This is a genomic window from Methylovorus sp. SPW-M1 (genome assembly GCF_053848825.1).
Genome location: NZ_CM132626.1, coordinates 1,413,406 through 1,435,601, shown reverse-complemented (window position 1 = coordinate 1,435,601; position 22,196 = coordinate 1,413,406). Strand labels below are relative to the sequence as shown.

The window sequence follows — 22,196 nt, the reverse complement described above, 5'->3', positions numbered from 1 at the left end:
CATTGATCTTTGATTATAGTTCTTTAATTTTCTGCAAGGCTTGATCCAGGCGTTCGACAGCAATAACCGTCAAATCCGGAATGGCTTGCTTGGGGGCATTTGCCTTGGGCACGATGGCATGGGTGAAGCCCAGCTTGGCCGCTTCCTTCAGGCGCTCCTGACCACGTTGTACCGGCCTCACCTCTCCCGCCAGCCCAACCTCACCAAATACAATCAGTTTGTTATGCAGTGGCTTGTTTTTTAAAGAAGATACTATCGCCAGCAATACCGCAAGATCGACCGCAGGCTCGCTGATCCGCACGCCACCCACCGCATTGATAAACACATCCTGGTCAAAGCATGCAACACCCGCATGGCGATGCAATACGGCCAGCAACATGGCCAACCGATTCTGCTCAAGGCCCACGCAAAGGCGCTTGGGGTTGGGCGCATGTGCCTCATCAACCAGCGCTTGTATCTCGACCAGCAACGGCCGCGAGCCTTCCTGGGTAACCGTAATACAAGAACCCGCCACTTGCTCGGCATGATGGGAAAGAAACAGCGCCGATGGATTGCTAACTTCGCGCAAGCCCTTCTCTGTCATGGCAAACACACCCAGCTCGTTGACCGCTCCAAAGCGGTTTTTGAAGGCGCGAATCAGGCGGAAACTGGAGTTGGGATCGCCCTCGAAATACAGCACGGTATCGACAATATGCTCCAGCACGCGCGGCCCGGCGAGCGAGCCTTCCTTGGTGACATGGCCCACCAGGATCACCGTGATCCCCAGTTGTTTGGCAGCACGTGTTAACTGGGCTGAGCATTCACGCACCTGTGCCACCGAGCCAGGGGCCGACTGCAAAGCCTCGGAGTATATGGTCTGGATGGAGTCGATGACGGCAATATCCGGCTTGTGCGTCTGCAGGGTCGCCAGAATTTTTTCCAGCTGAATTTCGGCCAGGAGATCAATCGGGCCAGCATCCAGCCCCAATCGGCGGGCACGCATGGCAATCTGCTGGGCAGACTCCTCACCGCTCACGTAGATGGCTTTACGCAGATGGCCAACGTGGCACAGTGTCTGCAACAGCAAGGTGGACTTGCCTATGCCGGGGTCGCCCCCGATCAGCACGACCCCGCCTGCCACCAGGCCGCCGCCCAGCACGCGATCAAATTCGCCGATGCCAGAAGGCTGGCGCGGCACCTCGGCCGCCTCCACTTCCGCCAGCTTTTGCAAGCCAGCAGTCTGCGCCAATGCTGCATAGCGGTTGGCCGTCGGCGCTTCCGCTATGCTCTCGACCAGCGTGTTCCATGCCATGCAACTGGGGCATTGCCCTTGCCATTTGGGAGAAGATGCCCCGCACTCGGTGCAGGTGTAAACGGTTTTTGCCTTAGCCATGCACGACCTTGAAATTAACCCGCGAAGTCACCGCACAAAGCAGCTCGTAGCCCACCGTTCCGCAAGCCTCCGCTACGGTATCCACGGGAATGGTGGCGCCCCATAGTTCGACCGGACTGCCGATGTCAGCTGCTGGAATATCCGTGATATCGACAAACAGCATATCCATGGAAACCCGCCCGAGGGTCTTGCTCACCTGCCCGGCCACAGCAATAGGCGTACCGCCAGGCGCATGGCGTGGATAACCATCGGCGTAGCCACAAGCCACGATCCCAACCCGGGTTTCGCGCTCGGCCACAAACGTGGCGCCATAGCCCAGGCTCTCGCCGGGGGGCAAGGTCTGCACGGCAATCAGCTCCGATTGCAGATGCATCACCGCCTGCAGTCCAAAATGGGCAGCCGTGACCGATTGCACCGGTGTTGCGCCATACAGCATGATGCCAGGGCGCACCCAGTCGGCATGACTTTCAGGATGGCGCAAAATGGCAGCCGAGTTGGCAAGGGATTTCGGATACTGCATGCCGGCAGCGCCCGCTTCAAATCGCTGCAGGGCCGTGGCAATGCCTGGCGCTTCATCGGCCGTGGCAAAATGGGTCATCAGGGTAATGCTGCTCACCTGGGGGCAAGCGGCCAATCGGGCAACGGCAGATGCAAATGCCTGCGGCACAAAACCCAGACGATTCATGCCCGTATTCATTTTGACAAACACGGCGATGGGTACTGGCAAGCTTGCCTGCTCCAGCATGGCAATCTGGTGTTCAGCATGCACGACGATGGACACTCCGGCGTCGGCAGCCGCATTCAACTCCGCAGACTCAAACACGCCTTCAAGCAGCAACAGGGTTTGTCGATAACCCGCCGCCCGCAGCTCCAGTGCCTCTTGCAAACGGAGGACAGCAAATCCATCGGCCTCGGCCAGGCCACGCGCCACATTCAGTAGGCCATGGCCATAGCCATTCGCTTTGACGACCGCCATGGTGCGCGCATGCGGCGCATAGTCACGAACGCGGCGCAGGTTGTGCTGCAAGGCAGCAAGATGAATAGTGGCGGTAATGGGACGCATGGAGAAAGGAAATTAATATTCGTCCTGGAAGGAACTGCCAGAGACGTGATTCTCGAATCGCGTGAATTGGCCCATGAAGGTAAGACGTACCCGGCCAATCGGGCCGTTACGCTGCTTGGCGATAATGATTTCCGCCGTGCCTTTGTCCTGTGAGTCAGGGTTGTAGACTTCATCACGGTAGATAAACAGAATCAAGTCGGCATCCTGCTCGATAGCGCCGGATTCACGCAAGTCGGACATGACTGGACGTTTATCAGTGCGCTGCTCCAGGCCGCGGTTAAGCTGGGACAATGCCACTACCGGCACATCAAGCTCCTTCGCCAAGGCCTTGAGCGAGCGGGAGATTTCGGAGATTTCCGTAGCGCGATTTTCACTCTGCCGACCAGCCGCACCTGTCATCAGCTGCAAATAGTCGACCACGATCAAGCCCAGCTTGCCGGTCTGGCGATGCAAACGGCGCGCACGCGCACGCACTTCAAAGGAGCTCAAGCCCGCACCTTCGTCAATGAATACCGGAGCGTCATTCAACTTGCCCAGCGCGGTGGTGAGGCGCACCCAGTCCTCGTCTTCCAGATTACCGTTACGCATACGGTGCTGATCCAGGCGCCCTACCGAACCGATCATACGAGCAGCGAGCTGTGTCGCCGCCATTTCCATCGAAAATACGGCGACGGGCAGTTTGGTTTCAAGCGCCACATTCTCGGCAATATTCAGCGAGAACGCGGTTTTACCCATGGATGGGCGGCCAGCGACAATAATCAGATCGCCAGGCTGGAAGCCAGAGGTACGCTCATCCAGATCGCTGAATCCGGTAGGCACGCCCGTGACGCCGCCCTGATTCTCGCGCTGGTAGAGGTAATCAATACGGTCTGCCACCTTGGGCAGAATGGTCTTCATGTCCAGAAAGCCTTGCGAGGTTTTGCGTCCACCTTCTGCGATCTGGAATATTTTGGCCTCGGCTTCATCCAGCAGTTGCTGGGCATCGCGCCCCTGCGGATTATAAGCACTCTCGGCAATGCCGGACCCCACTTCCACCAGCTTGCGCATGACGGCACGCTCATGCACGATTTCTGCATAGCGGCGGATGTTGGCGGCGGTAGGCGTGTTTTGCGCTAGCGCCCCCAGATAAGCGATACCGCCCACACCGGACAGCTCTGCAGAATTCTCCAGCGACTCGGCGACGGTAACGATATCGGCAGGCTTGTTACGCTCGATGAGACGCGCGATGTGTTCAAAAATGAGCCTGTGGTCGTGGCGATAAAAATCGGCAGGTCCCAGCAGGTCGGCAATGCGGTCAATCGCCTCGTTCTCAAGCAGCAAGCCGCCAAGAACGGACTGCTCGGCTTCTACCGAATGCGGGGGTAATTTCAGGGATTCAAGGATATCGTCAGCCATGCCGCATTATAACAAGCGCGGCCATGGCAACGAGTGGAAAATCGTGCTTATGTTACAGATTGATCGTCTGCGCCAATGCCTGCTCAACATCGGCAATGAGGTCATCCACATCTTCAAGCCCGACATAAAAGCGCACCAGACCGCCGCTATGCGGATACCGGTCACGCACATCATAAGGGATCGCCAGACTCACCGCCCCGCCCCAGCTGTAGCCAATATGGAATAGCGCCAGGGCTTCAACAAAACGATCAATGCTGGCCTGCGCAATATCGGGCTCGAACAAGACAGAAAACAGACTGGCAGCGGCAGTGAAGTCACGCTGCCAGATGGCATGCCCAGGGCAATTAGGCAAGGCCGGATGCAAGACACGCGCAATACCCGGTTGCGATGACAGCCATTCAGCAAGTTTGCGGGCCGCGATATCCTGCGCCAGATAGCGCAGGCGATAATGCGGCAGACTGCGCAACACCAGCTGGCAATCTTCCGGGCTCACCCCGAGCCCGAGCTGCATATGGGTTTTCAGCAATTGCTCATGCAGCGCATCGTCATCGGTACTGACGCTGCCCATCATCACATCGCTGCCGCCGGACTGGTATTTGGTCAGCGCCTGCATGGCTATATCGGCGCTCAGGGCAAACACATTCTGGGCTATGCCGGCAGACCACGTAGCATCGGCTGCCACGAGAACGCCTCGTGCGTGAGCAAGCTCAGCCAATTGCCTCAGATCGGCCACCTCCATGGTCACCGACCCTGGCGTTTCCACCCAGAGCAGACGTGTGTTGGCAGTAAAAGGCACAGCCTCTGGTTGTAAGGGGTCATAAAAATCGACCTCAATGCCAAAACGCACCGCCAGCATGCGCGCCAGGTCGACCCCTGGCTGATAGGCATTGCGCGGCAACAGCACGCGCTCGCCACTTTTCAGCAATGCCAGAAAAATCAGGCTGACAGCAGCTAAACCGGAAGGCAGCAGCAATGCGTGCTGCACACCATCGATCAAAGCAAGTTTATTCTCCAGCCGCCGCGTCGTAGGCGTACCAAGCAAGCCATAGCTGTATTGGGTTTTGCTACGCCAATCCCGCTCGCGCATGCTTTTGACATCAGGAAAGACCACGGTAGACGCCCGCTCCATACTACCGACCAGGCTGGAAAACACCGCTCCGCGGGCGCCGGCCATGCCCTCAGGCTGCACTAATTCCGTCCAGCGGGAATGCTTTTTTGTCATTCAGACACTCATGATTAAAGACACTAAGCGGGCAAGTTTACCCCAATCATTTTGATCAGCCATAAAAAAAGGCCGCCCGCAGGCAGCCTTTTTCATTCAGTGCGATGACGAGAAATTAAGCTTCGCCAGTCACTGAAACGGTGATTTCAACAACCACATCGTGGTGCAGCGCGATGCTGACAGAGTGATCACCAATGGTCTTCAGAGGACCGTTAGGCATACGTACTTCAGCCTTGGCCACTTGCACACCCTTGGCAGTCAGCGCTTCAGCGATGTCGCCATTGGTAACGGAACCAAACAGACGGCCATCAACGCCAGCCTTCTGGCTCACAGCCAATACGTACTCAACCAGTGCTTCAGCACGTTTCTGAGCAGCAACCAGCAGTTCAGCCTGTTGCTTTTCCAGTTCAGCGCGGCGAGCAGCGAATTCAGCCTTGTTGGCTTCAGTAGCGCGCTTTGCCTTGCCTTGAGGAATCAGGAAGTTACGGCCGTAGCCGTCTTTTACCTTAACGATGTCACCGAGGTTACCCAGGTTAACGACTTTTTCCAACAGAATAACTTGCATGACGTATCCCCTTAGTGCTTATCGGTGTATGGCAGCAGCGCCAGGAAACGGGCGCGCTTGACGGCGGTGGTCAGCTGACGCTGATAACGGGCCTTGGTGCCGGTAATGCGTGCAGGGATGATCTTGCCGTTTTCGTTGATGAAATCTTTCAGCAGATCTACATCCTTGTAGTCTACTTCTTTAATGCCCTCTGCCGAGAAACGGCAGTAGCGGCGGCGTTTGAACATATCACGTGCCATGATGAACCTCTTTCTAAATTCAGATTATCTCTAATGTAGTAATGTGCAATACCAGCTGTGTGCTTTTCATGCTGCGCTTGGCGAGGAATCCGGCCGCACGGGCCCTGGTTCCTTCCTTGAGGTGCTTGTGCTGTTCTGCGATGGAGCCCATCGCAATTACCGGCACTGCACACTCGACTCTGCGCTGCATGCCTGCCTCGGTTTTTTCCGAGATATGCTGCAGGGTAAAACTCAACAACGGTATTCCTGCTGGCGTGTAACGAAGCTCTGCAATCTGCACCACTTCGCCCGCGATGACTAACTGATTAGCCTCCAGCGTGGTAGAACTCAATTAAGCAGCAGCTTCCTCAGCAGGAGCGGCTTCATCCTTGCCCAGCAATGACTTGGATTTTTCTTCCTTCATCATGGGGGATGGAGCAACAACGGCTTCTTTGGTCGCAATGGTCAGATGACGCAGAACGGCGTCATTGAACTTGAATGCATGCTCAAGCTCTTCCAGCACGGTTTGATTGCATTCGATATTCATCAGCACGTAGTGTGCCTTGTGAATTTTCTGGATAGGGTAAGCCAGTTGACGACGGCCCCAGTCTTCCAGACGGTGGATAGCGCCGCCGTTGGAAGTTACCAGGGTACGGTAACGCTCGATCATGGCTGGCACTTGTTCGCTCTGGTCCGGATGGACGATGAACACTACTTCATAATGTCGCATAAACACTCCTTTTGGGTTAGCAGCCTCCCGTTTGCGACAACGGTAAGGCAAGGTGGAAAGCCCGCGATTATAGCGGGTATCCATCCCCAAGACAATGTTTTTGCGGCTTTATTACTCGGAGTGAGGTATCACCACGGCATTATCCGGTATTGCGCAGCCCGGCGGCAATGCCATTGATGGTGAGATGTATCGCCAGCTTGACCCGATCATTGGTCGCGCCCTGGCGGTACTGGCGGATCAGCTCAACCTGCAGGTGATTGAGCGGATCCAGATACGGCAGGCGATTCTGAATGGAATTGGCCAGCGCCGGATTGCTGCTCAGGCGTTCCGTGCTGTTCAGCAGCAGATTGAGCGCTTCTGTCGTCAGCTGATATTCATGCTCAATGGCGGCAAAAATGCCTTCACGCAGCTTCTTGTCCGGCACCAGCATGGAGTAACGCTGCGCCACGGCCAGATCGGTCTTGGCCAGCACCATGTCCACATTGGAAATCAGGCTGCGGAACAGCGGCCATTGCTCCAGCATGTCATGCAGCGTTTTGAGACGTGCCGGCTGCAATTTATCTTCAATAAACAGATACTCATGGATGGCGCTGCCTACACCAAACCAGCCTGGCAGCAGCAAACGGCATTGCCCCCAGGAAAATCCCCAGGGGATGGCGCGCAGATCTTCAATGCGCTGGGTAGCCTTGCGCGAAGCAGGACGGCTGCCGATATTCAGTTCGGCGATTTCCGAGATAGGCGTGGCATTAAAGAAATACTCGGCAAATCCGGCTGTTTCATACACCAGGGTACGGTATGCGGTCATGGCCGTGGCTGACAACTCCTCCATGATGATCTCGAAGGAGCGCCGCTTTTTTGCCAGCAAAGGGTCAGGTGGAAACAGCGAACCATCAATGGTGGCCGCCACCAGCGTTTCCAGATGCTGGCGGCCGACCCGGGGCTCAGAGTATTTGTTGGCGATGATTTCGCCCTGCTCGGTCAGGCGTATCTGACCATCGACTGTGCCTTGTGGCTGCGCCATGATGGCCTGATAGGTCGGGCCGCCGCCACGCCCCACAGTGCCGCCACGACCGTGGAACAGCCGCAGGCGGATATTGGCCTGGCGGAACAACTCCACTAGCGAAATTTCAGCCTTGTACAATTCCCAGTTGGAGGTGATGAAGCCCCCGTCCTTATTACTGTCCGAATAGCCCAGCATGATTTCCTGCTCATTGCCCTGATACCGCAGCAGATGGCGGATACCCAGCAGGCTCAGCCATTGCCCCATGATCATGGGCGCGTGGCGCAAGTCGGCGATGGTTTCAAACAGCGGGACGATATTGAGGTCCATCTGTACCTTGGCCGAGCCCCATACCCCGCGCAACATGCCGGTTTCTTTCTGCAGCAAGGCTACCTCAAGCAGGTCAGACAAGGTCTCGGTATGGGAAATGATGTACTGGCGTATGGCGCGCTTGCCATATCCGGCGCGTATGCCGCGGGCTTTTTGCAGCACCTCCATTTCGGACTGCACCAGCTCCGAATACTGCTGAAACGGCGAAAACAGCAAGCGTGGCTGCTTGAGCTCCTCCAGCAGCACTTCCACTTTTTCATCTTCATCCAGCGTGGCGTAGTTGAAGTCCTGCCCAGCCTTGAGAAAAAGCTCCTTGATCACCAGCTCATGCACATCAGAGCTTTGCCGCAAATCCACCGTGGCCAGATGAAACCCGAAAGTCTCAATGGCCTTGATCAGCTTGCCCAGCCGTGGATAGATCAGCGCCTCGCCCTGCTGGCTTTGCAGCGACTCTGCAATCACATTCATGTCGGCCAACAGAGCCTCGGCACTGGTATATGGGATGGCACTGATCTCGCGCCGCACGTCGCCGCGCTCGTTCACCAGCAGCTTGGCCGTTTGGGCCAGGCGGGCGTGTATGCCATTGAGCGCCAGTCGATAGGTTTCATCCTGCCTGTGCAGGGATTGCTCTCCGGATGCCTCCGCCAGCTTGACCAGCGCCGGCGTCACGCCCACCAATCGCGTGGACAGGGAAAGCTCCGAGCGCAAGGCCTCCACCTGTTCCAGATAATACGAAAATGCCGTAGCCGACTGCTGAATGATCGCCTGCTCCAGCGTAGCGCCATTGACGAAGGGATTGCCATCGCGATCGCCGCCTATCCAGCTGCCCATCTGCAAAAACGATGGCAGCTTGTATTCCGGGCTCAATTTATCGGCAAACACATGGCGCAGGTCGTTTTCAAAATCCTGCATTAGCTCCGGAATTACCTGCAGGAAGGTCATGCGGTAATAGCTCAGCGCATTTTCGATTTCATTGGCCACCGTGAGCTTGCTGAAACGCAGGATCCGGGTCTGCCACAAGGTCGTAATTGCGCCCACGATCATGCGTTCATTGCGCTCGGCTTCGCGGATGGAAACTACATTGCTCTTTTCAACCAGCAACAGGGAAAGCGCCCGCTCGGTATCGAGGATGCTTTTACGCTGCACCTCGGTTGGGTGTGCGGTTAACACAGGCGAAATCAGCGCATTGGCAAAAAAGTCGCCAATTTCTGCAGCGTCCAGATCACTGGCCGCCAGCTTCTGCAGTGAATGCGTCAGCATGCCGGGCACGGCCTGATCTTCCACTAGGCGACTTTGCTGATGCGCATGCAAATCTTCGGCAATATTGACCAGATGCTTGAAGTAACTGAAAGCCCGTATGACGGGTATCGCCTGCTCCACCGTCAGTGTTTTGAGCAGCTTTTCCAGGCTCTTGGCTGCCTTGGTATTGCCATGTCGATGAAAGTTGACCGCCGCTGTGCGTATTGCCTCAATGCGGTCGAACGTCTCTTCGCCCTCTTTGCTTTTAATCACCTCCCCCAGCACTCTGCCGAGGTAGCGTATGTTTTCGCGCAACAGCTTTTCGTTATGGCTATAAATCCGGCTTGTCATTCCATGCTCCCCAATCACCATCCAACCTTTATGTTCCGCTTTTTCATGCCATGCATGGCTTACCTCAGTGAAGCAATAAACGATCCAAATCAGCCAGCGCGAGCAGCCTCGTCTAATTGCAACAGAATTCCCTCTATAATAAAACCACGCCCACCTGTAACGGAGATCCCCGTTTGAGCCCGACGTCGATTCAAATCACCGCCGCCATCATTTTTGGCATCGCCCTGCTTCACACCTTTAGCGCCAAATTCTTCGAGAGCCTGGCCCATCGCCACCCGCGCCATGCCGGGCTACTGCATTTATTGGGCGAAGTAGAGGTCGTCTTCGGTTTCTGGGCTTTTATATTGATTGGACTGATGGCAGTCATGGCAGGCGGCGAGCAAGCCATCGATTACGCCGAATCCCGGCATTACACCGAGCCACTGTTTGTTTTTGTGGTCATGGTGGTGGCGGCATCCAAACCTATCTTGCAAGCCGTACAGCAAATCATTGCCGTGATCGCGCGGCTATTGCCCATCAATACTGCCGTGGCCCAGGCCTGGCTTTGCCTGGCCGTTGTGCCACTGGTGGGTTCATTCATCACCGAGCCTGCCACCATGACACTGGCAGCCCTGATGCTGGCACCGCAGGTGTTTCGCCATGGCATCCCGGAGTGGTTGAAATATGCCGCCCTGGGTGTGCTGTTCGTGAATATCTCGATTGGCGGCACGCTGACATCGTTTGCTGCCCCGCCGGTGCTGATGGTCGCCGCCACCTGGCAGTGGGATAGCGCGTTCATGCTGGCCCATTTTGGGTGGAAAGCAGCCATAGCCGTGCTATTCAATGCCACCATCATCACCATCATGTTGCGCAAGCACCTCCGCCAGGCACCTGCCGGAGAAACCCACCCAGGCCAGAAAACGCCATTGCTGGTATCGGGCATCCATTTCCTGTTTCTGGCGGGCGTGGTCATGTTCGCCCATCACCCGGTCATTTTCATGGGCCTGTTCCTGCTGTTCCTGGGCTTTACCCAGGCCTATGAACGCTATCAAAACCCGTTGATCCTGAAAGAAGGTCTGCTGGTCGGCTTTTTCCTGGCGGGCCTGGTCGTGCTGGGCGGCATGCAGCAATGGTGGTTGCAACCTATCGTGGCAAGTCTTGAGCCTGTCGCGCTGTTCTTTGGCGCCGTGGCATTGACGGCCGTCACAGATAACGCTGCTCTCACTTATCTGGGATCTCTGATCATAGGCATTTCAGACGAATCGAAATACATGCTGGTCGCCGGGGCTGTTGCGGGTGGCGGGCTCACCGTGATTGCCAATGCCCCCAACCCTGCGGGCGTCGCCTTGCTTAAAAGTGGCTTTCAGGATGCCTCAATAGGCGCAGGGCAATTATTACTCGGCGCCTTGCCCCCTACCCTGGTGGCGATTGTGTGTTTCTTCATGCTCTAAACGAGTGCAAAATGGCCATGATCGGTGCGTCTTTTTGGCCATTGCTGCCCAGCTTGCCCTATGGCGGACGGGTCAGTATGATGATTTGCCACTCCCCGGTTGGTCAGGAAAACGGCTGTTGGCATCCCTGTATTGATTACAATGAAAGTCGCTCGATTGCGTATTCTTTTTGTTAGCTCAGAAGCTCATCCCCTCATCAAAACTGGTGGTCTGGCCGATGTCAGCGGCTCGCTCCCTGCGGCGTTGCGGGATCAGGGCGAAGAAGTCCGGTTACTGATTCCTGGCTACCCGTCGGTCATGAAAAAACTGCAGGACCAGGCGAAAGTACTGGAACTGCAAGACCTGCCCTACGTCGGCCGTGCCAGCCTGGTGCTGGGGAAAATGCCCGACACCGGCGTTGAGGTGCTCGCCATTGACTGTCCCAGCTTGTTTCAGCGCGCAGGCAACCCCTATCTGGATACCACAGGACGCGACTGGGAAGATAATCCGGTGCGTTTCGGCGTACTGTCCATGATCGCAGCGCGGCTCGGCTGTAGCGACAGCCCCCTGCAGGACTGGATTCCCGATATCGTGCAATGCAACGACTGGCAAACCGGCTTAACTCCCGCTTACATGCAATTTCATACCCGCTCCCAGCCTGGTGTGCGCCGGGCACGCTGCGTATTCGGCATCCACAATCTGGCGTTTCAAGGCTGCTTTGGTCAGGAATGGGTAGCCCGACTGGACTTGCCAGCGGACAGTTATCAGATGCAGGGGCTGGAATATTACGGGCAGATGTCTTTCCTCAAAGCGGGTGTGTTCTACGCCGATGCGCTGGTGACTGTGAGCCCGACTTACGCCCGGGAAATCCAGACGCCGGAATTCGGTTTTGGCATGCAGGGCTTGCTGGCAGAACGTGGCAGCGAAATACGCGGAATACTGAATGGCATTGATGTGGACGAATGGAACCCGGCTGCCGACGTCCATCTGGCCCAAGCCTATAATGAAAACACGCTGCCAAAGAAACAGGCGGTCAAGCTGGCGTTGCAACAGCAGCAAGGCCTGCAACCAGCAGCCCAGCGACCATTGCTTGGGGTGGTCAGCCGCCTCACCCATCAAAAAGGGCTGGACATGCTGCTACCGATTGCGGATGCGCTGATTACCGAGCAGCAATGCCAACTAGTGCTGCTGGGCGGCGGAGAAGCTGCACTGGAGCAAGGTTTTCGCGCGCTTGCGCAGCGTCACCCGGGCTCGGTCAGCGTGAGCATTGGGTATAACGAAGCCCTGTCGCACCAGATCATGGCAGGTGCGGATATTTTCGTCATGCCATCGCGCTTTGAGCCTTGTGGCCTGAATCAGATGTACGGCATGCGCTATGGCACCCCGCCAGTGGTCAATCGTACCGGTGGCCTGGCCGACTCCATCATCGATACCGATCCGGCGAGCCTGCAAGCGCAAACCGCGACCGGCTTTGTGATGGATGCTGCCGAGACCACGGAGCTTTACAACACACTGCGACGCGCCATCAACTACTTTCATGACCATGCCACCTGGCAGAAAATCCAACAGAACGGCATGCGCAGGGAGCTAGGCTGGAAGCAAAGCGCGAAAGAATATATCAATGTCTATCAAAGTATTAGATAACACTGCTGACCTAATACCTTAAAATGAAAAAGCCTGATCAACTGCATCAGGCTTTTTCATTTGGATGTCATATTAATTACTTATAGTACAGCTGAGCTTCAGTTTCAAAAGCCCACTCAAATGTTAACCACCGATGGCATGCAACATGCTTAGTGTTGAGTGAGCTTCTTCCAAAGCTTGACTTCTCCTCACTTAAAGGGTGCCTGCGGGCACCCTATTTTTTTGCTGTTAAGCTCGACAACAATCAATCCAGCTTGAGGAAATGCTCGCGGTAGTATTTCAACTCTTCAATCGATTCATAGATATCCGCCAGCGCCTCGTGCTTGCTGGCCTTCTTGAAACCGCCGTGAATACTGGGTTTCCAGCGACGTGCCAATTCCTTGAACACGCTGACATCCAGATTGCGGTAGTGGAAATAGGATTCCAGCTCCGGCATGTAACGCGCCATGAATCGTCTATCCTGGCAGATGGAGTTGCCACACATAGGCGACTTGCCTGCTGGCACATACTGTTTCAAAAACTCTATCATCTGTTGCGACGCAGACACTTCATCCAGCGTCGATCCCTTGACCTTGTCAATCAGACCCGATTTTCCGTGCGTGCCCTTGTTCCAGGCGTCCATGCCATCCAGCACGGCATCGGACTGGTGCACGACCAGCACGGGCGATTCCCCGAGGATATTCAAATCGGCGTCGGTAACGACGGCTGCCAGCTCGAGAATGCGGTCGCTATCAGGCAGCAGGCCGCTCATTTCCATATCCAGCCAGATGAGGTTATTTTGATCTTGTGACATAATGATTTCCATTAAAATAGGCTAATGCAGCGCGCTTTGGTGAACCTTCGCCGTAACGATGCTTCATACGGCAGTACCTTATAAGTTTAACTGAAAAACCCCGACATTATGGCCTCGACACTTACTCTCCTCTTCACCGCCCTGTTGATTCTGACCACTGCCATCAAGCTCTGGCTGGGTCGACGGCATATACGTCACATCGTGGCGCATCGCATTGCCGTGCCTGCAGCCTTCAGCCAAACCATCAGTATTGAAGCGCACCAGAAGGCCGCCGACTACTCCGCGGCCAAAACCCGGCTGATGCTGAGCGAAAGCGTGGCACAGGCGGTCTTGCTGGCAGCGTTAACCTTGGGTGGTGGCCTGGAACTGATAGACAGCCTGTGGCGCGATGCCTTAGCCAATCATGAAATTCTGCGCGGCGCTGCTGTCATTTTGTCCGCCATGATCGTCAGCAGCCTGGTTGAGTTGCCGTTTGATTACTACAAGGCTTTTGTCGTCGATCAGCGCTTTGGCTTCAACAAAATGACCCCTGCCATGTTTTTTACCGACATGGTCAAGCATGCGTTCGTGGGCTTGTTGCTTGGCGCCCCGTTGCTGTTTGCCGCCCTCTGGCTGATGCAAGGTGCTGGGGATTATTGGTGGCTTTACCTGTGGATCGTCTGGAGTGTCTTCAATCTGGTCATGCTGGCGGTATACCCAAGCTTTATCGCGCCTTTGTTCAACAAGTTCACTCCCCTGGCCGATGCTTCACTGAAGTCACGCATTGAAACCCTGCTGACCAAATGTGGCTTCAAGTCGCAAGGCCTGTTCGTGATGGATGGCTCCACCCGAAGCAGCCATGGCAATGCCTATTTCACCGGCTTTGGCTCCAGCAAGCGCGTGGTGTTTTTTGACACCCTGCTCGACCGGCTGGATGAAGACGAGATTGAAGCCGTGCTGGCGCACGAGCTTGGTCACTTCAAGCATCATCATGTGATCAAGCGTATTGTGCTCATGTTCTTCGTGACCTTTGTCGGCCTCGCCCTGCTGGGCTGGCTCAAACAACAGGCATGGTTCTATACCGGCCTGGGCGTAAGCGAGACCAGCGATTACATGGCCTTGCTGCTGTTTCTGCTGGTAAGCCCGGTTTTCCTGTTCCTGCTGCGCCCGCTGATGGCCAGCTACTCACGTAAAAATGAGTTTGAAGCGGATGATTATGCAGCCAAGCATGCCGATGCACGCCACCTGATTGAAGCCCTGGTCAAGCTGTATCGAGACAACGCTTCCACCCTGACGCCTGATCCTTTGCACTCGGCGTTTTATGACTCACACCCACCGGCCAGCATCCGTATTGCCAAGCTGGCAGTCAAATAAGATCGGAGAGCTCGTCATGCGCACATCGTTCCTGCTTTTGCTGCTTAGCCTGACAATGAACGCGCATGCCGAGCCTTTTGCCGAAGGCGATGCTGCCATCGGCAAAACCATGGTGGAGAAAAACTGCATACAGTGCCATGCGAGCAAATACGGGGGTGATGGCTCTGCCATCTACACCCGTGAACATCGCCTGGTGAAAACCTCTCGTGGTTTACTGGCGCAGATCCGCAATTGCAACACCATGCTCGGCATGAAATGGTTTGAGGATGAAGAGCTGCATGTGGCCCGCTACCTGAATCAGACCTACTATAAATTCGATAAATAACCCGCGGGACAGGTATCATGCCTGATCACCACTGATAGAAATGTGCCTTTGAAAAATCAGGAACTGCAACACGGCCTCGTCATTGCCGCCTATGGCAAGCGCTATGGCGTGGAGTTAGACGATGGTCGCGAAATCAGCTGCGTCACCCGCGGCAAAAAAACCGACCTGGCCTGTGGTGATCGCGTCAACATCAAGCTCACCGACACGGCCGAGGGCGTGATCGAAAGCAATGATCCTCGTACCAGCCTGCTCTATCGCAGCAATGCCTTCCGCAGCAAACTGCTGGCCGCCAATGTCACCCAGATCATTATCGTGCTGGCTACCACGCCCAGCTTTTACGAAGAGTTACTCAACCGTTGCCTGCTGGCAGCGGAAGCCGCGGGCATTGAAGTTGTGATTGTGCTCAACAAATGCGACCTGGGTGACAAGCAGGAAGCCATGGCCAAGCTGCAGCGCTATGAGGCCTTGGGTTATCGCGTGCTGCATATGTCCGCACATGAGGATATCAGCCCCTTGCGACCTTTATTGCAAGGTCACACCAGCGTACTGGTCGGCCAATCCGGCATGGGGAAATCAACTATCGTCAACGCCCTGCTGCCAGGCCAGCAGGTGCGCACGCAGGAAGTCTCGCAAGTGCTGGATAGTGGCAAACACACGACTACCGCTGCCCATCTTTACCATCTGGATGCCGATAGCCATTTGATCGACTCCCCCGGCCTGCAGGAATTTGGCCTGCACCATCTCGATATTGAAGCGCTGGAGCGTGCATTCATTGAATTCCGGCCCTATCTCGGCAAATGCCGTTTCAATAATTGCCGCCACCTGCAGGAACCAGATTGCGCGCTGAGAGAGGCGGCAGAGCGGCATGAAATTCACCCCGAGCGCCTGCAATATTACCAATCCATGGCCCAGGAGCTGTTGCGCTAGCTGCCTCAGTTTTCTCTGGCAGGCCATGCAGATGGACAGGCCATAGATTGCAAGTTGAGGAATGGATGGGAACAGCCAACTCTGTTGAGGTGTCCCAGCCGATGACACCTCTTCATCATTCAGACTGGAGTCGTCCCCATGACCACTGCCATGATCAGCCATCCGGACAGCCTGTTGCATGTGATGGATGGCAAACACCCGGAATCCCCCGCCCGCATCACAGCAATCCATGAAGCACTCGCGGCCAGCGGTCTGATCAAGCAACTCAGTTTGTATGAGGCCCCTGCCGCCACGGATACGCAACTGGCCCGCGTCCATAACCCGGATTATATTGCCCGCATACGCCAGCTTTCACCGCCAGCCGGATTGGTGCGGCTGGATGCCGACACGGCCATGGGACCGATGACCCTGTCAGCCTGCCTGCACGCCAGTGGAGCCGCGATACTTGGAGTAGACCTCGTCATGTCAGGCAAGGCGCAGCGCGCCTTCTGCTGCACCCGCCCGCCCGGACATCACGCCGGGCGCAGCAATGCCGCAGGCTTTTGCATCTTCAACCATGTAGCCGTCGCCACGGCGCATGCCCTGAGTCAGCACAAGCTGGACCGTGTGGCTATCCTGGATTTCGATGTCCACCATGGTGATGGCACCGAAGATATTTTTCGCCAGAATACGCATGTCATGCTGTGCTCCACGTTTCAGCATCCCTTTTACCCGCATCGCGGCGCTGAGACGCGCAGCGCCAACATGATCAATATTCCGCTGCCTGCCGGCACCAGCGGCCGAGCTTTCCGGGAAGTCGTGGAAAGGGAAATTGCCCCTGCGCTTGCCCGTTTCAAACCACAATTAATCATGATCTCCGCCGGATTTGATGCGCATCGGGATGACCCGCTGGCGGGATTGAAACTTGAAGCCGCGGATTACAGCTGGATAACGGCCTTTGCCAGAAAGATAGCCGATCAGCATGCGCAAGGGCGTATCGTCTCGGTGCTGGAAGGTGGCTATGCGCTGCCCGCGCTAGCAGAGAGCGCCGTCGCGCATGTGCGAGGCCTGCTCTGAATAGGGGCAAGATATTCTGGCAAACACCCTGTTTTGCATAGAAATTCGCGTCGGGTTGGAGACAGCCGCCTCGCGACACCTGCTATAATCCCGCCATGCAAATTACTACCCGCCTTGAATTCGATGCCGGTCATCGCATCCCCTGCCACAAAAGCCAATGCCGCAATCTGCACGGCCATCGTTACGCCATGGAAATTACCCTGTCAGGCGACATCATCCAGCAGGATGGCAGCTCCGATAACGGCATGGTGATGGACTTCTCCGACGTCAAAGCCATTGCACGCGAGAGTGTGGTGGACGTATGGGATCATGCGTTTCTGGTCTACAAAGGCGATACGGATGTGCTGAACTTCCTCAACAGCCTGCCCAATCATAAAACGGTGGTGATGGAGAGCGTGCCGACCGCGGAAAACATGGCGGCAGAAGCGTTTCGTATCCTGAATAGTCGCTATCAGGATGTGTATGGCAATCATCTGAAGCTGGAACGCGTACGTCTGTATGAAACGCCAAACAGCTGGGCTGATGCGCTCGCCTGAGCGTTATCACTCTCCCGCCCTTCGGTAACTTTCTCGCAAACTTCCTCGGGCTTTATCCCAGGCCTACCCTAACAGCGCAGGTGTTTCCATCACCTGCACCAAAGCCTGACGCCAATCCTGCAGCCTGAGACCCCAATCCTGCTCCAGCAAATCGCCATCCAGCCGTGAATTGGCAGGCCGGGCTGCCGGGGTGGGATATTCGGCCGTCGTAATCGCCCTTACCGCCTCCGAAGACACGCGCAGTGGCGGCCAGCCGCGCTCGGTCTGCAGTCGTTCATACTCTTGCAGGATGGTGACGGCAAAGCCATGCCAGCTGGTGTATCCGCTGTTGGTGAGGTGATAAATACCACTGCGCTCTGGTTGCCAGGATTTCAGCAGGGTAAGCGTTGCGCTGGCGATATCGTGACTGCTGGTGGGTGCACCAAATTGATCTGCGACAATGCCCAGACTATCGCGCTCGCGGGCAAGCCGCAGGATGGTATGCAGGAAATTCTTGCCATAAGCGCCATATACCCAGCTGGTACGCAAGATGAGATGCTGCGGACCGACTTGTTGTACGGCCCTTTCCCCTGCCAGCTTGCTCGCACCATAGACGCCAAGAGGATTGGTCATGTCGGTTTCGCGATAGGGCTTGCTGGCGCGGCCATCAAACACATAATCCGTTGAGTAATGCACCATGCGCGCGCCCAGCTCTGCCGCCTCTTCCGCCAGGATGCGCGGCGCTTCAGCATTAATGGCATACGCCAGCTCAGGCTCGGTTTCGGCCTTGTCCACCCCGGTATAGGCTGCGGGATTCACAATCACATCGGGGCGCAATGTGCGCACAGTGTTGCGGATAGCGACCTCATCAGATAAATCGAGCGCGGCGCGATCCAGCGCCGTGACCGTGCCCCAGGTAGCCAGCATGGGCAACAATGCATGACCAACCTGACCATGCACACCGGTGAGTAAGATACGGGGAGAAGTCAATGGGAGCGATTCAGGGGAAAGTTAATCGAAACAAGGCGCTAACAGGAAATCCAGTCCACGGCTGTCTTTGGCAGAAAGCGCAGGCGGTGCGGTCAGTTGCCAGTCAATGTTCAGCGTGGGGTCATCCCAACGTATGCAGCACTCATGCTCGGGGGCATAAAAATCGGTGGTTTTGTATAGAAACTCGGCGAACTCGGATAGCACGACAAAGCCATGGGCAAAGCCTTCTGGCACCCACATCTGCCGGCGGTTTTCTGCCGAGAGAATGGCACTGGTCCAGCGCCCAAAGCTGGGGGAGCTTTTGCGCATATCCACGGCGACATCCAGCACTTCGCCCGCCACCACCCGCACCAGCTTGCCCTGGGGCTGCCGAATCTGATAATGCAGTCCGCGCAATACGCCCTTGGCCGAAGCGGAGTGATTATCTTGCACAAAAGTGCGTTTGAGACCCGTCAGGGCTTCAAATGTATTCTGGTTGTAGCTCTCGAAAAAGAATCCCCGGGCATCGCCAAACACTTTGGGTTCAAAAATCAGCACATCTGGCAAATCCGTTGCAACGACTTGCATCAAAACACCCTTTCTTTCAGCATGCGCGTCAGATATTGGCCGTAGCCATTCTTGCTGTACAAAGCCGCAATCTCTTCCACCTTGGTGGCATCGATATAGCCCATGCGGTAGGCAATTTCCTCCGGGCAGGCCACTTTGAGGCCTTGCCGTTTTTCGATGGTTTCTATAAACAACGAGGCCTCCAGCAAGGACTCGTGCGTGCCGGTATCCAGCCAGGCATGACCACGCCCCATCACTTCCACCTTGAGCTGACCCGCAGCCAGGTAATGGCTGTTGATGTCGGTAATTTCCAGCTCACCGCGTGGCGATGGCTTGAGCGATGCGGCGATATCGCTCACCTGGTTATCGTAGAAATACAACCCGGTGACTGCGTAACGGGATTTTGGCGTAGTTGGTTTTTCCTCCAGACTCACCGCCTGGCCTTGCTCATTGAATTCCACCACGCCATAGCGCTCAGGATCATTCACCGGATAAGCAAATACCGTGGCACCACTGGTACGATGGGCGGCGGCATGCAGGTCGCTGCCCAGATCATGCCCGTAGAAAATATTGTCTCCCAGGACCAGCGTGCTGGGTGCATTGCCCAGGAACTCACGGCCAATCAGAAACGCCTGGGCCAGCCCGTCAGGCGAAGCCTGAACGGCATATTGAATATGAATACCCCACTGGCTGCCATCCCCCAGCAATTGCTCGAAACGCGGCGTATCCTGCGGCGTGGAAATCAGCAGGATATCGCGGATACCAGACAGCATAAGTGTCGATAGCGGGTAGTACACCATGGGCTTGTCGTAGACCGGCAACAGCTGTTTGGATACTGCCTGCGTCACGGGATAGAGTCGGGTGCCGGAACCTCCGGCGAGGATAATGCCTTTTCTCATGCTGCGCTCTCCGCATAATGCTGATCCAGCCAGCGGCGATATTCGCCAGAGTTAACGTTCTCAACCCAATCCTGATGCTCCAGATACCAAGCCACTGTTTTGCGGATGCCGGTTTCAAAACTTTCCTGCGGTTTCCAGCCCAGCTCGCTGTATAGCTTGCTGGCATCAATGGCATAGCGGCGATCATGGCCTGGCCGGTCTTTGACGAACGTGATCTGCTCGCGGTAACTCTGCCCATCCTTACGAGGCTGCAAGCTGTCGAGGATGTCACACAGCAATTGCACCACATCCAGATTAGCCTTTTCGTTCCAGCCACCAACGTTATAGGTTTCCCCCACCCGTCCGGCTTCCAGCACGCGGCGAATGGCACTGCAATGGTCTTTCACATAGAGCCAGTCGCGAATCTGCTGACCGTCGCCATAGATAGGCAATGGCTTGCCCGCCAGGGCATTCAGCAGGCAAAGCGGGATGAGTTTTTCAGGAAAATGATACGGGCCATAATTGTTGGAACAGTTGGTGGTCAAGGTAGGCAGACCATAAGTATGCTGATATGCGCGTACCAGATGGTCGGAAGCCGCCTTGGATGCCGAGTAAGGGCTATTCGGCGCATATGGCGTAGTCTCGGTGAAGGCCGGATCATGCGCCGCCAGCGTGCCATAAACTTCATCGGTGGATACATGCAGAAAGCGGAACGCAGCCTGCTCAGTAGTATCAAGGCTGCTCCAGTAGTGGCGGGCCTCTTCCAGTAGATGAAAAGTACCGACGACATTGGTCTGGATAAAGTCTTCCGGTCCATGGATGGAGCGGTCGACATGGCTTTCCGCAGCAAAATTGAGAATGGCGCGGGGTTTGTGCTCAGCGAGAAGCTTGGCTACCAGTGCCCGGTCTCCGATATCACCATGAACGAAGATATGATCTGGATGCTGTTGTACTGCCTGCAGATTTTGCAGATTGCCTGCATAGGTAAGTTTGTCCAGATTGACCACGCGTCCCAGACCAGCCGCCAGCCAGTCCAGTACAAAATTGGCGCCTATGAAACCCGCGCCACCTGTCACCAGAATCGTATTGTTCAAGATAAGTGCTTTCGATTATTCGGTTTGCTGCAACTCTTGCCAGACACATGCCCCGCCCTTGGCAAGACCTTGCAGGTATTGCTGGTGGGCTGCAGTTTCGGTCTCATCTGCCAACACCACTTTTTGCGAGATAGCCTGAATCTGCAGGGCATCATTATCATCGTTATGCACCGGGGTATCCAGCATATCGATGATCAGGCTCTCCTGGCCACGCGTCATCGCCAGATACACATCCGCGAGCAGCTCGGCATCGAGCAAGGCGCCGTGCAAGGTGCGCTTGGAGTTATCAATACCAAAATGGCGGCACAAGGCATCCAGGTTGTTACGTTGCCCTGGACGCATTTCTTTGGCCATCTTCAGCGTGTCGATAATGCCACTGGCAACGGACTCGATGCCGGGCTTTTCAATGCGGCCCAGCTCGGCGTTCAGAAAGCCCACATCAAACGGGGCATTATGGATAATCAGCTCGGAATCCTGCACAAAGTCCAGAAACTCGCCCACCACATCGGCAAAGCGTGGCTTGTCCTGTAAAAACTCCAGGGTAATGCCGTGGACTTCCTGCGCCCCCGCATCTATCTCGCGGTCGGGATTGAGGTAGACATGGTAATGCTGGCTGGTAATGCGGCGATTGATGACCTCTACCGCCGCAATTTCAATAATGCGATGGCCTTGTGCGGGATAAAGGCCGGTGGTTTCCGTATCCAGAAATATCTGTCTCATGCGCGTTCTTTCGCCTCCAAGGCTTGCAGCACGCCCTGATTCGCCAGGGCATCGGCACGCTCATTGCCCGCGTTACCCGCGTGCCCTTTCACCCACAGCCATTCAATATTGTGCGGCTGCACGGTTTGATCCAGTTCGCGCCAGAGGTCTTCATTCTTGACCGGCTTCTTGTCACTGGTACGCCAGTTGCGCGCTTTCCAGCCGGTCATCCATTCGGTAATGCCTTTTTGAACATACACGGAATCGGTATAGATTTTGACCTGGCAAGGCCGCTTCAATGCCTGCAATGCACGAATGACAGCAGTCAGCTCCATGCGATTATTCGTGGTGAGCAGTTCTCCGCCACACATTTCTTTCTCATGACCGCCCATGGCGAGCCATGCACCCCAACCGCCGGGGCCGGGGTTCCCTTTGCATGCGCCATCGGCGTAGATGACGACGCAACCTTCTTCAACTGCCAT

Annotated in this window: 23 protein-coding genes; 7 read left to right on the top strand and 16 right to left on the bottom strand. The window is 55.8% G+C overall.

Annotated features, from left to right (window positions below):
• Positions 1-13: 13 nt before the first annotated feature.
• The 9 genes from radA to ppc form a co-directional block, all read right to left on the bottom strand.
• Entirely contained in the window at positions 14-1,372 is a 1,359-nt protein-coding gene (gene radA / locus ACWWD9_RS06725) for a DNA repair protein RadA (protein ID WP_041362159.1), read from the bottom strand.
• Positions 1,365-2,435 (bottom strand): alanine racemase, encoded by a 1,071-nt coding sequence (gene alr, locus ACWWD9_RS06720; RefSeq protein WP_455868093.1) that lies wholly within the window; start codon positions 2,433-2,435, stop codon positions 1,365-1,367. The genes radA and alr overlap by 8 nt, the downstream gene beginning before the upstream one ends.
• Positions 2,436-2,447: 12 nt before the next feature.
• Entirely contained in the window at positions 2,448-3,830 is a 1,383-nt protein-coding gene (gene dnaB, locus ACWWD9_RS06715; RefSeq protein WP_013442284.1) for a replicative DNA helicase, read from the bottom strand.
• A gap of 52 nt (positions 3,831-3,882) precedes the next feature.
• Positions 3,883-5,052, bottom strand: coding sequence for a cystathionine beta-lyase (locus ACWWD9_RS06710; protein WP_455868092.1), 1,170 nt, complete (start codon positions 5,050-5,052; stop codon positions 3,883-3,885).
• Positions 5,053-5,167: 115 nt separating this feature from the next.
• Positions 5,168-5,617, bottom strand: coding sequence for a 50S ribosomal protein L9 (gene rplI / locus ACWWD9_RS06705; RefSeq protein WP_013442286.1), 450 nt, complete (start codon positions 5,615-5,617; stop codon positions 5,168-5,170).
• A gap of 11 nt (positions 5,618-5,628) precedes the next feature.
• Positions 5,629-5,856 (bottom strand): 30S ribosomal protein S18, encoded by a 228-nt coding sequence (gene rpsR / locus ACWWD9_RS06700; RefSeq protein ID WP_013442287.1) that lies wholly within the window; start codon positions 5,854-5,856, stop codon positions 5,629-5,631.
• Positions 5,857-5,875: 19 nt separating this feature from the next.
• Positions 5,876-6,187, bottom strand: coding sequence for a primosomal replication protein N (priB, locus tag ACWWD9_RS06695; protein WP_159355588.1), 312 nt, complete (start codon positions 6,185-6,187; stop codon positions 5,876-5,878).
• The gene (gene rpsF, locus ACWWD9_RS06690) at positions 6,188-6,565 is read right to left on the bottom strand and encodes a 30S ribosomal protein S6 (protein WP_013442289.1); all 378 of its coding nucleotides are present in this window, start codon (positions 6,563-6,565) and stop codon (positions 6,188-6,190) included.
• 139 nt (positions 6,566-6,704) lie between these two features.
• A complete protein-coding gene (ppc, locus tag ACWWD9_RS06685) occupies positions 6,705-9,485 on the bottom strand; it encodes a phosphoenolpyruvate carboxylase (protein WP_455868091.1) in 2,781 nt (926 codons plus the stop codon).
• A gap of 173 nt (positions 9,486-9,658) precedes the next feature.
• Between ppc and ACWWD9_RS06680 the strand changes: the two genes are divergently transcribed.
• Together ACWWD9_RS06680 and glgA are read left to right on the top strand one after the other, a co-directional pair.
• On the top strand, positions 9,659-10,915 hold the full coding sequence (locus tag ACWWD9_RS06680; protein WP_455868090.1) for a putative Na+/H+ antiporter: 1,257 nt from the start codon (positions 9,659-9,661) through the stop codon (positions 10,913-10,915).
• 141 nt (positions 10,916-11,056) lie between these two features.
• Positions 11,057-12,538, top strand: coding sequence for a glycogen synthase GlgA (glgA, locus tag ACWWD9_RS06675; protein WP_455868089.1), 1,482 nt, complete (start codon positions 11,057-11,059; stop codon positions 12,536-12,538).
• Between the two features lie 244 nt (positions 12,539-12,782).
• Here glgA and orn read toward each other — a convergent pair whose 3' ends face one another.
• On the bottom strand, positions 12,783-13,331 hold the full coding sequence (gene orn, locus ACWWD9_RS06670) for an oligoribonuclease (RefSeq protein ID WP_455868088.1): 549 nt from the start codon (positions 13,329-13,331) through the stop codon (positions 12,783-12,785).
• 108 nt (positions 13,332-13,439) lie between these two features.
• On the opposite strand from orn, the gene ACWWD9_RS06665 reads away from it, so the two are divergent.
• The 5 genes from ACWWD9_RS06665 (at position 13,440) to queD (ending at position 17,528) form a co-directional block, all read left to right on the top strand.
• Positions 13,440-14,684, top strand: a complete 1,245-nt coding sequence (locus ACWWD9_RS06665; protein WP_455868087.1) for a M48 family metallopeptidase — start codon at positions 13,440-13,442, stop codon at positions 14,682-14,684.
• Positions 14,685-14,700: 16 nt separating this feature from the next.
• Positions 14,701-15,009 carry a cytochrome c gene (locus ACWWD9_RS06660; protein WP_159355584.1) on the top strand — a complete coding sequence of 103 codons (309 nt, stop codon included), beginning with the start codon at positions 14,701-14,703 and terminating at the stop codon, positions 15,007-15,009.
• Positions 15,010-15,057: 48 nt separating this feature from the next.
• Positions 15,058-15,936 (top strand): ribosome small subunit-dependent GTPase A, encoded by an 879-nt coding sequence (gene rsgA / locus ACWWD9_RS06655; RefSeq protein ID WP_455868086.1) that lies wholly within the window; start codon positions 15,058-15,060, stop codon positions 15,934-15,936.
• Between the two features lie 138 nt (positions 15,937-16,074).
• Positions 16,075-16,992, top strand: a complete 918-nt coding sequence (locus tag ACWWD9_RS06650; protein WP_455868085.1) for a histone deacetylase family protein — start codon at positions 16,075-16,077, stop codon at positions 16,990-16,992.
• A 95-nt stretch (positions 16,993-17,087) separates the two neighbouring features.
• Complete coding sequence (gene queD / locus ACWWD9_RS06645; protein WP_455868084.1) at positions 17,088-17,528, top strand: 6-carboxytetrahydropterin synthase QueD; 441 nt, start codon at positions 17,088-17,090, stop codon at positions 17,526-17,528.
• A 63-nt stretch (positions 17,529-17,591) separates the two neighbouring features.
• Here the strand turns inward: queD and rfbD are convergent, their stop codons facing one another.
• From rfbD to rnhA, 6 genes are read right to left on the bottom strand one after another with little or no spacing between them, the layout of a single operon-like run.
• Complete coding sequence (rfbD, locus tag ACWWD9_RS06640; protein ID WP_455868083.1) at positions 17,592-18,497, bottom strand: dTDP-4-dehydrorhamnose reductase; 906 nt, start codon at positions 18,495-18,497, stop codon at positions 17,592-17,594.
• Between the two features lie 21 nt (positions 18,498-18,518).
• Positions 18,519-19,064: a dTDP-4-dehydrorhamnose 3,5-epimerase gene (gene rfbC, locus ACWWD9_RS06635; RefSeq protein ID WP_455868082.1), complete on the bottom strand. Its 546-nt coding sequence runs from the start codon at positions 19,062-19,064 to the stop codon at positions 18,519-18,521.
• Positions 19,064-19,942, bottom strand: coding sequence for a glucose-1-phosphate thymidylyltransferase RfbA (gene rfbA / locus ACWWD9_RS06630; RefSeq protein WP_455868081.1), 879 nt, complete (start codon positions 19,940-19,942; stop codon positions 19,064-19,066). Before rfbA ends, rfbC begins: the two co-directional genes overlap by 1 nt.
• Positions 19,939-21,015 (bottom strand): dTDP-glucose 4,6-dehydratase, encoded by a 1,077-nt coding sequence (gene rfbB, locus ACWWD9_RS06625; RefSeq protein WP_455868080.1) that lies wholly within the window; start codon positions 21,013-21,015, stop codon positions 19,939-19,941. The genes rfbA and rfbB overlap by 4 nt, the downstream gene beginning before the upstream one ends.
• A gap of 15 nt (positions 21,016-21,030) precedes the next feature.
• The gene (gene dnaQ / locus ACWWD9_RS06620) at positions 21,031-21,735 is read right to left on the bottom strand and encodes a DNA polymerase III subunit epsilon (protein ID WP_015830139.1); all 705 of its coding nucleotides are present in this window, start codon (positions 21,733-21,735) and stop codon (positions 21,031-21,033) included.
• Complete coding sequence (gene rnhA / locus ACWWD9_RS06615; protein ID WP_015830140.1) at positions 21,732-22,196, bottom strand: ribonuclease HI; 465 nt, start codon at positions 22,194-22,196, stop codon at positions 21,732-21,734. Before rnhA ends, dnaQ begins: the two co-directional genes overlap by 4 nt.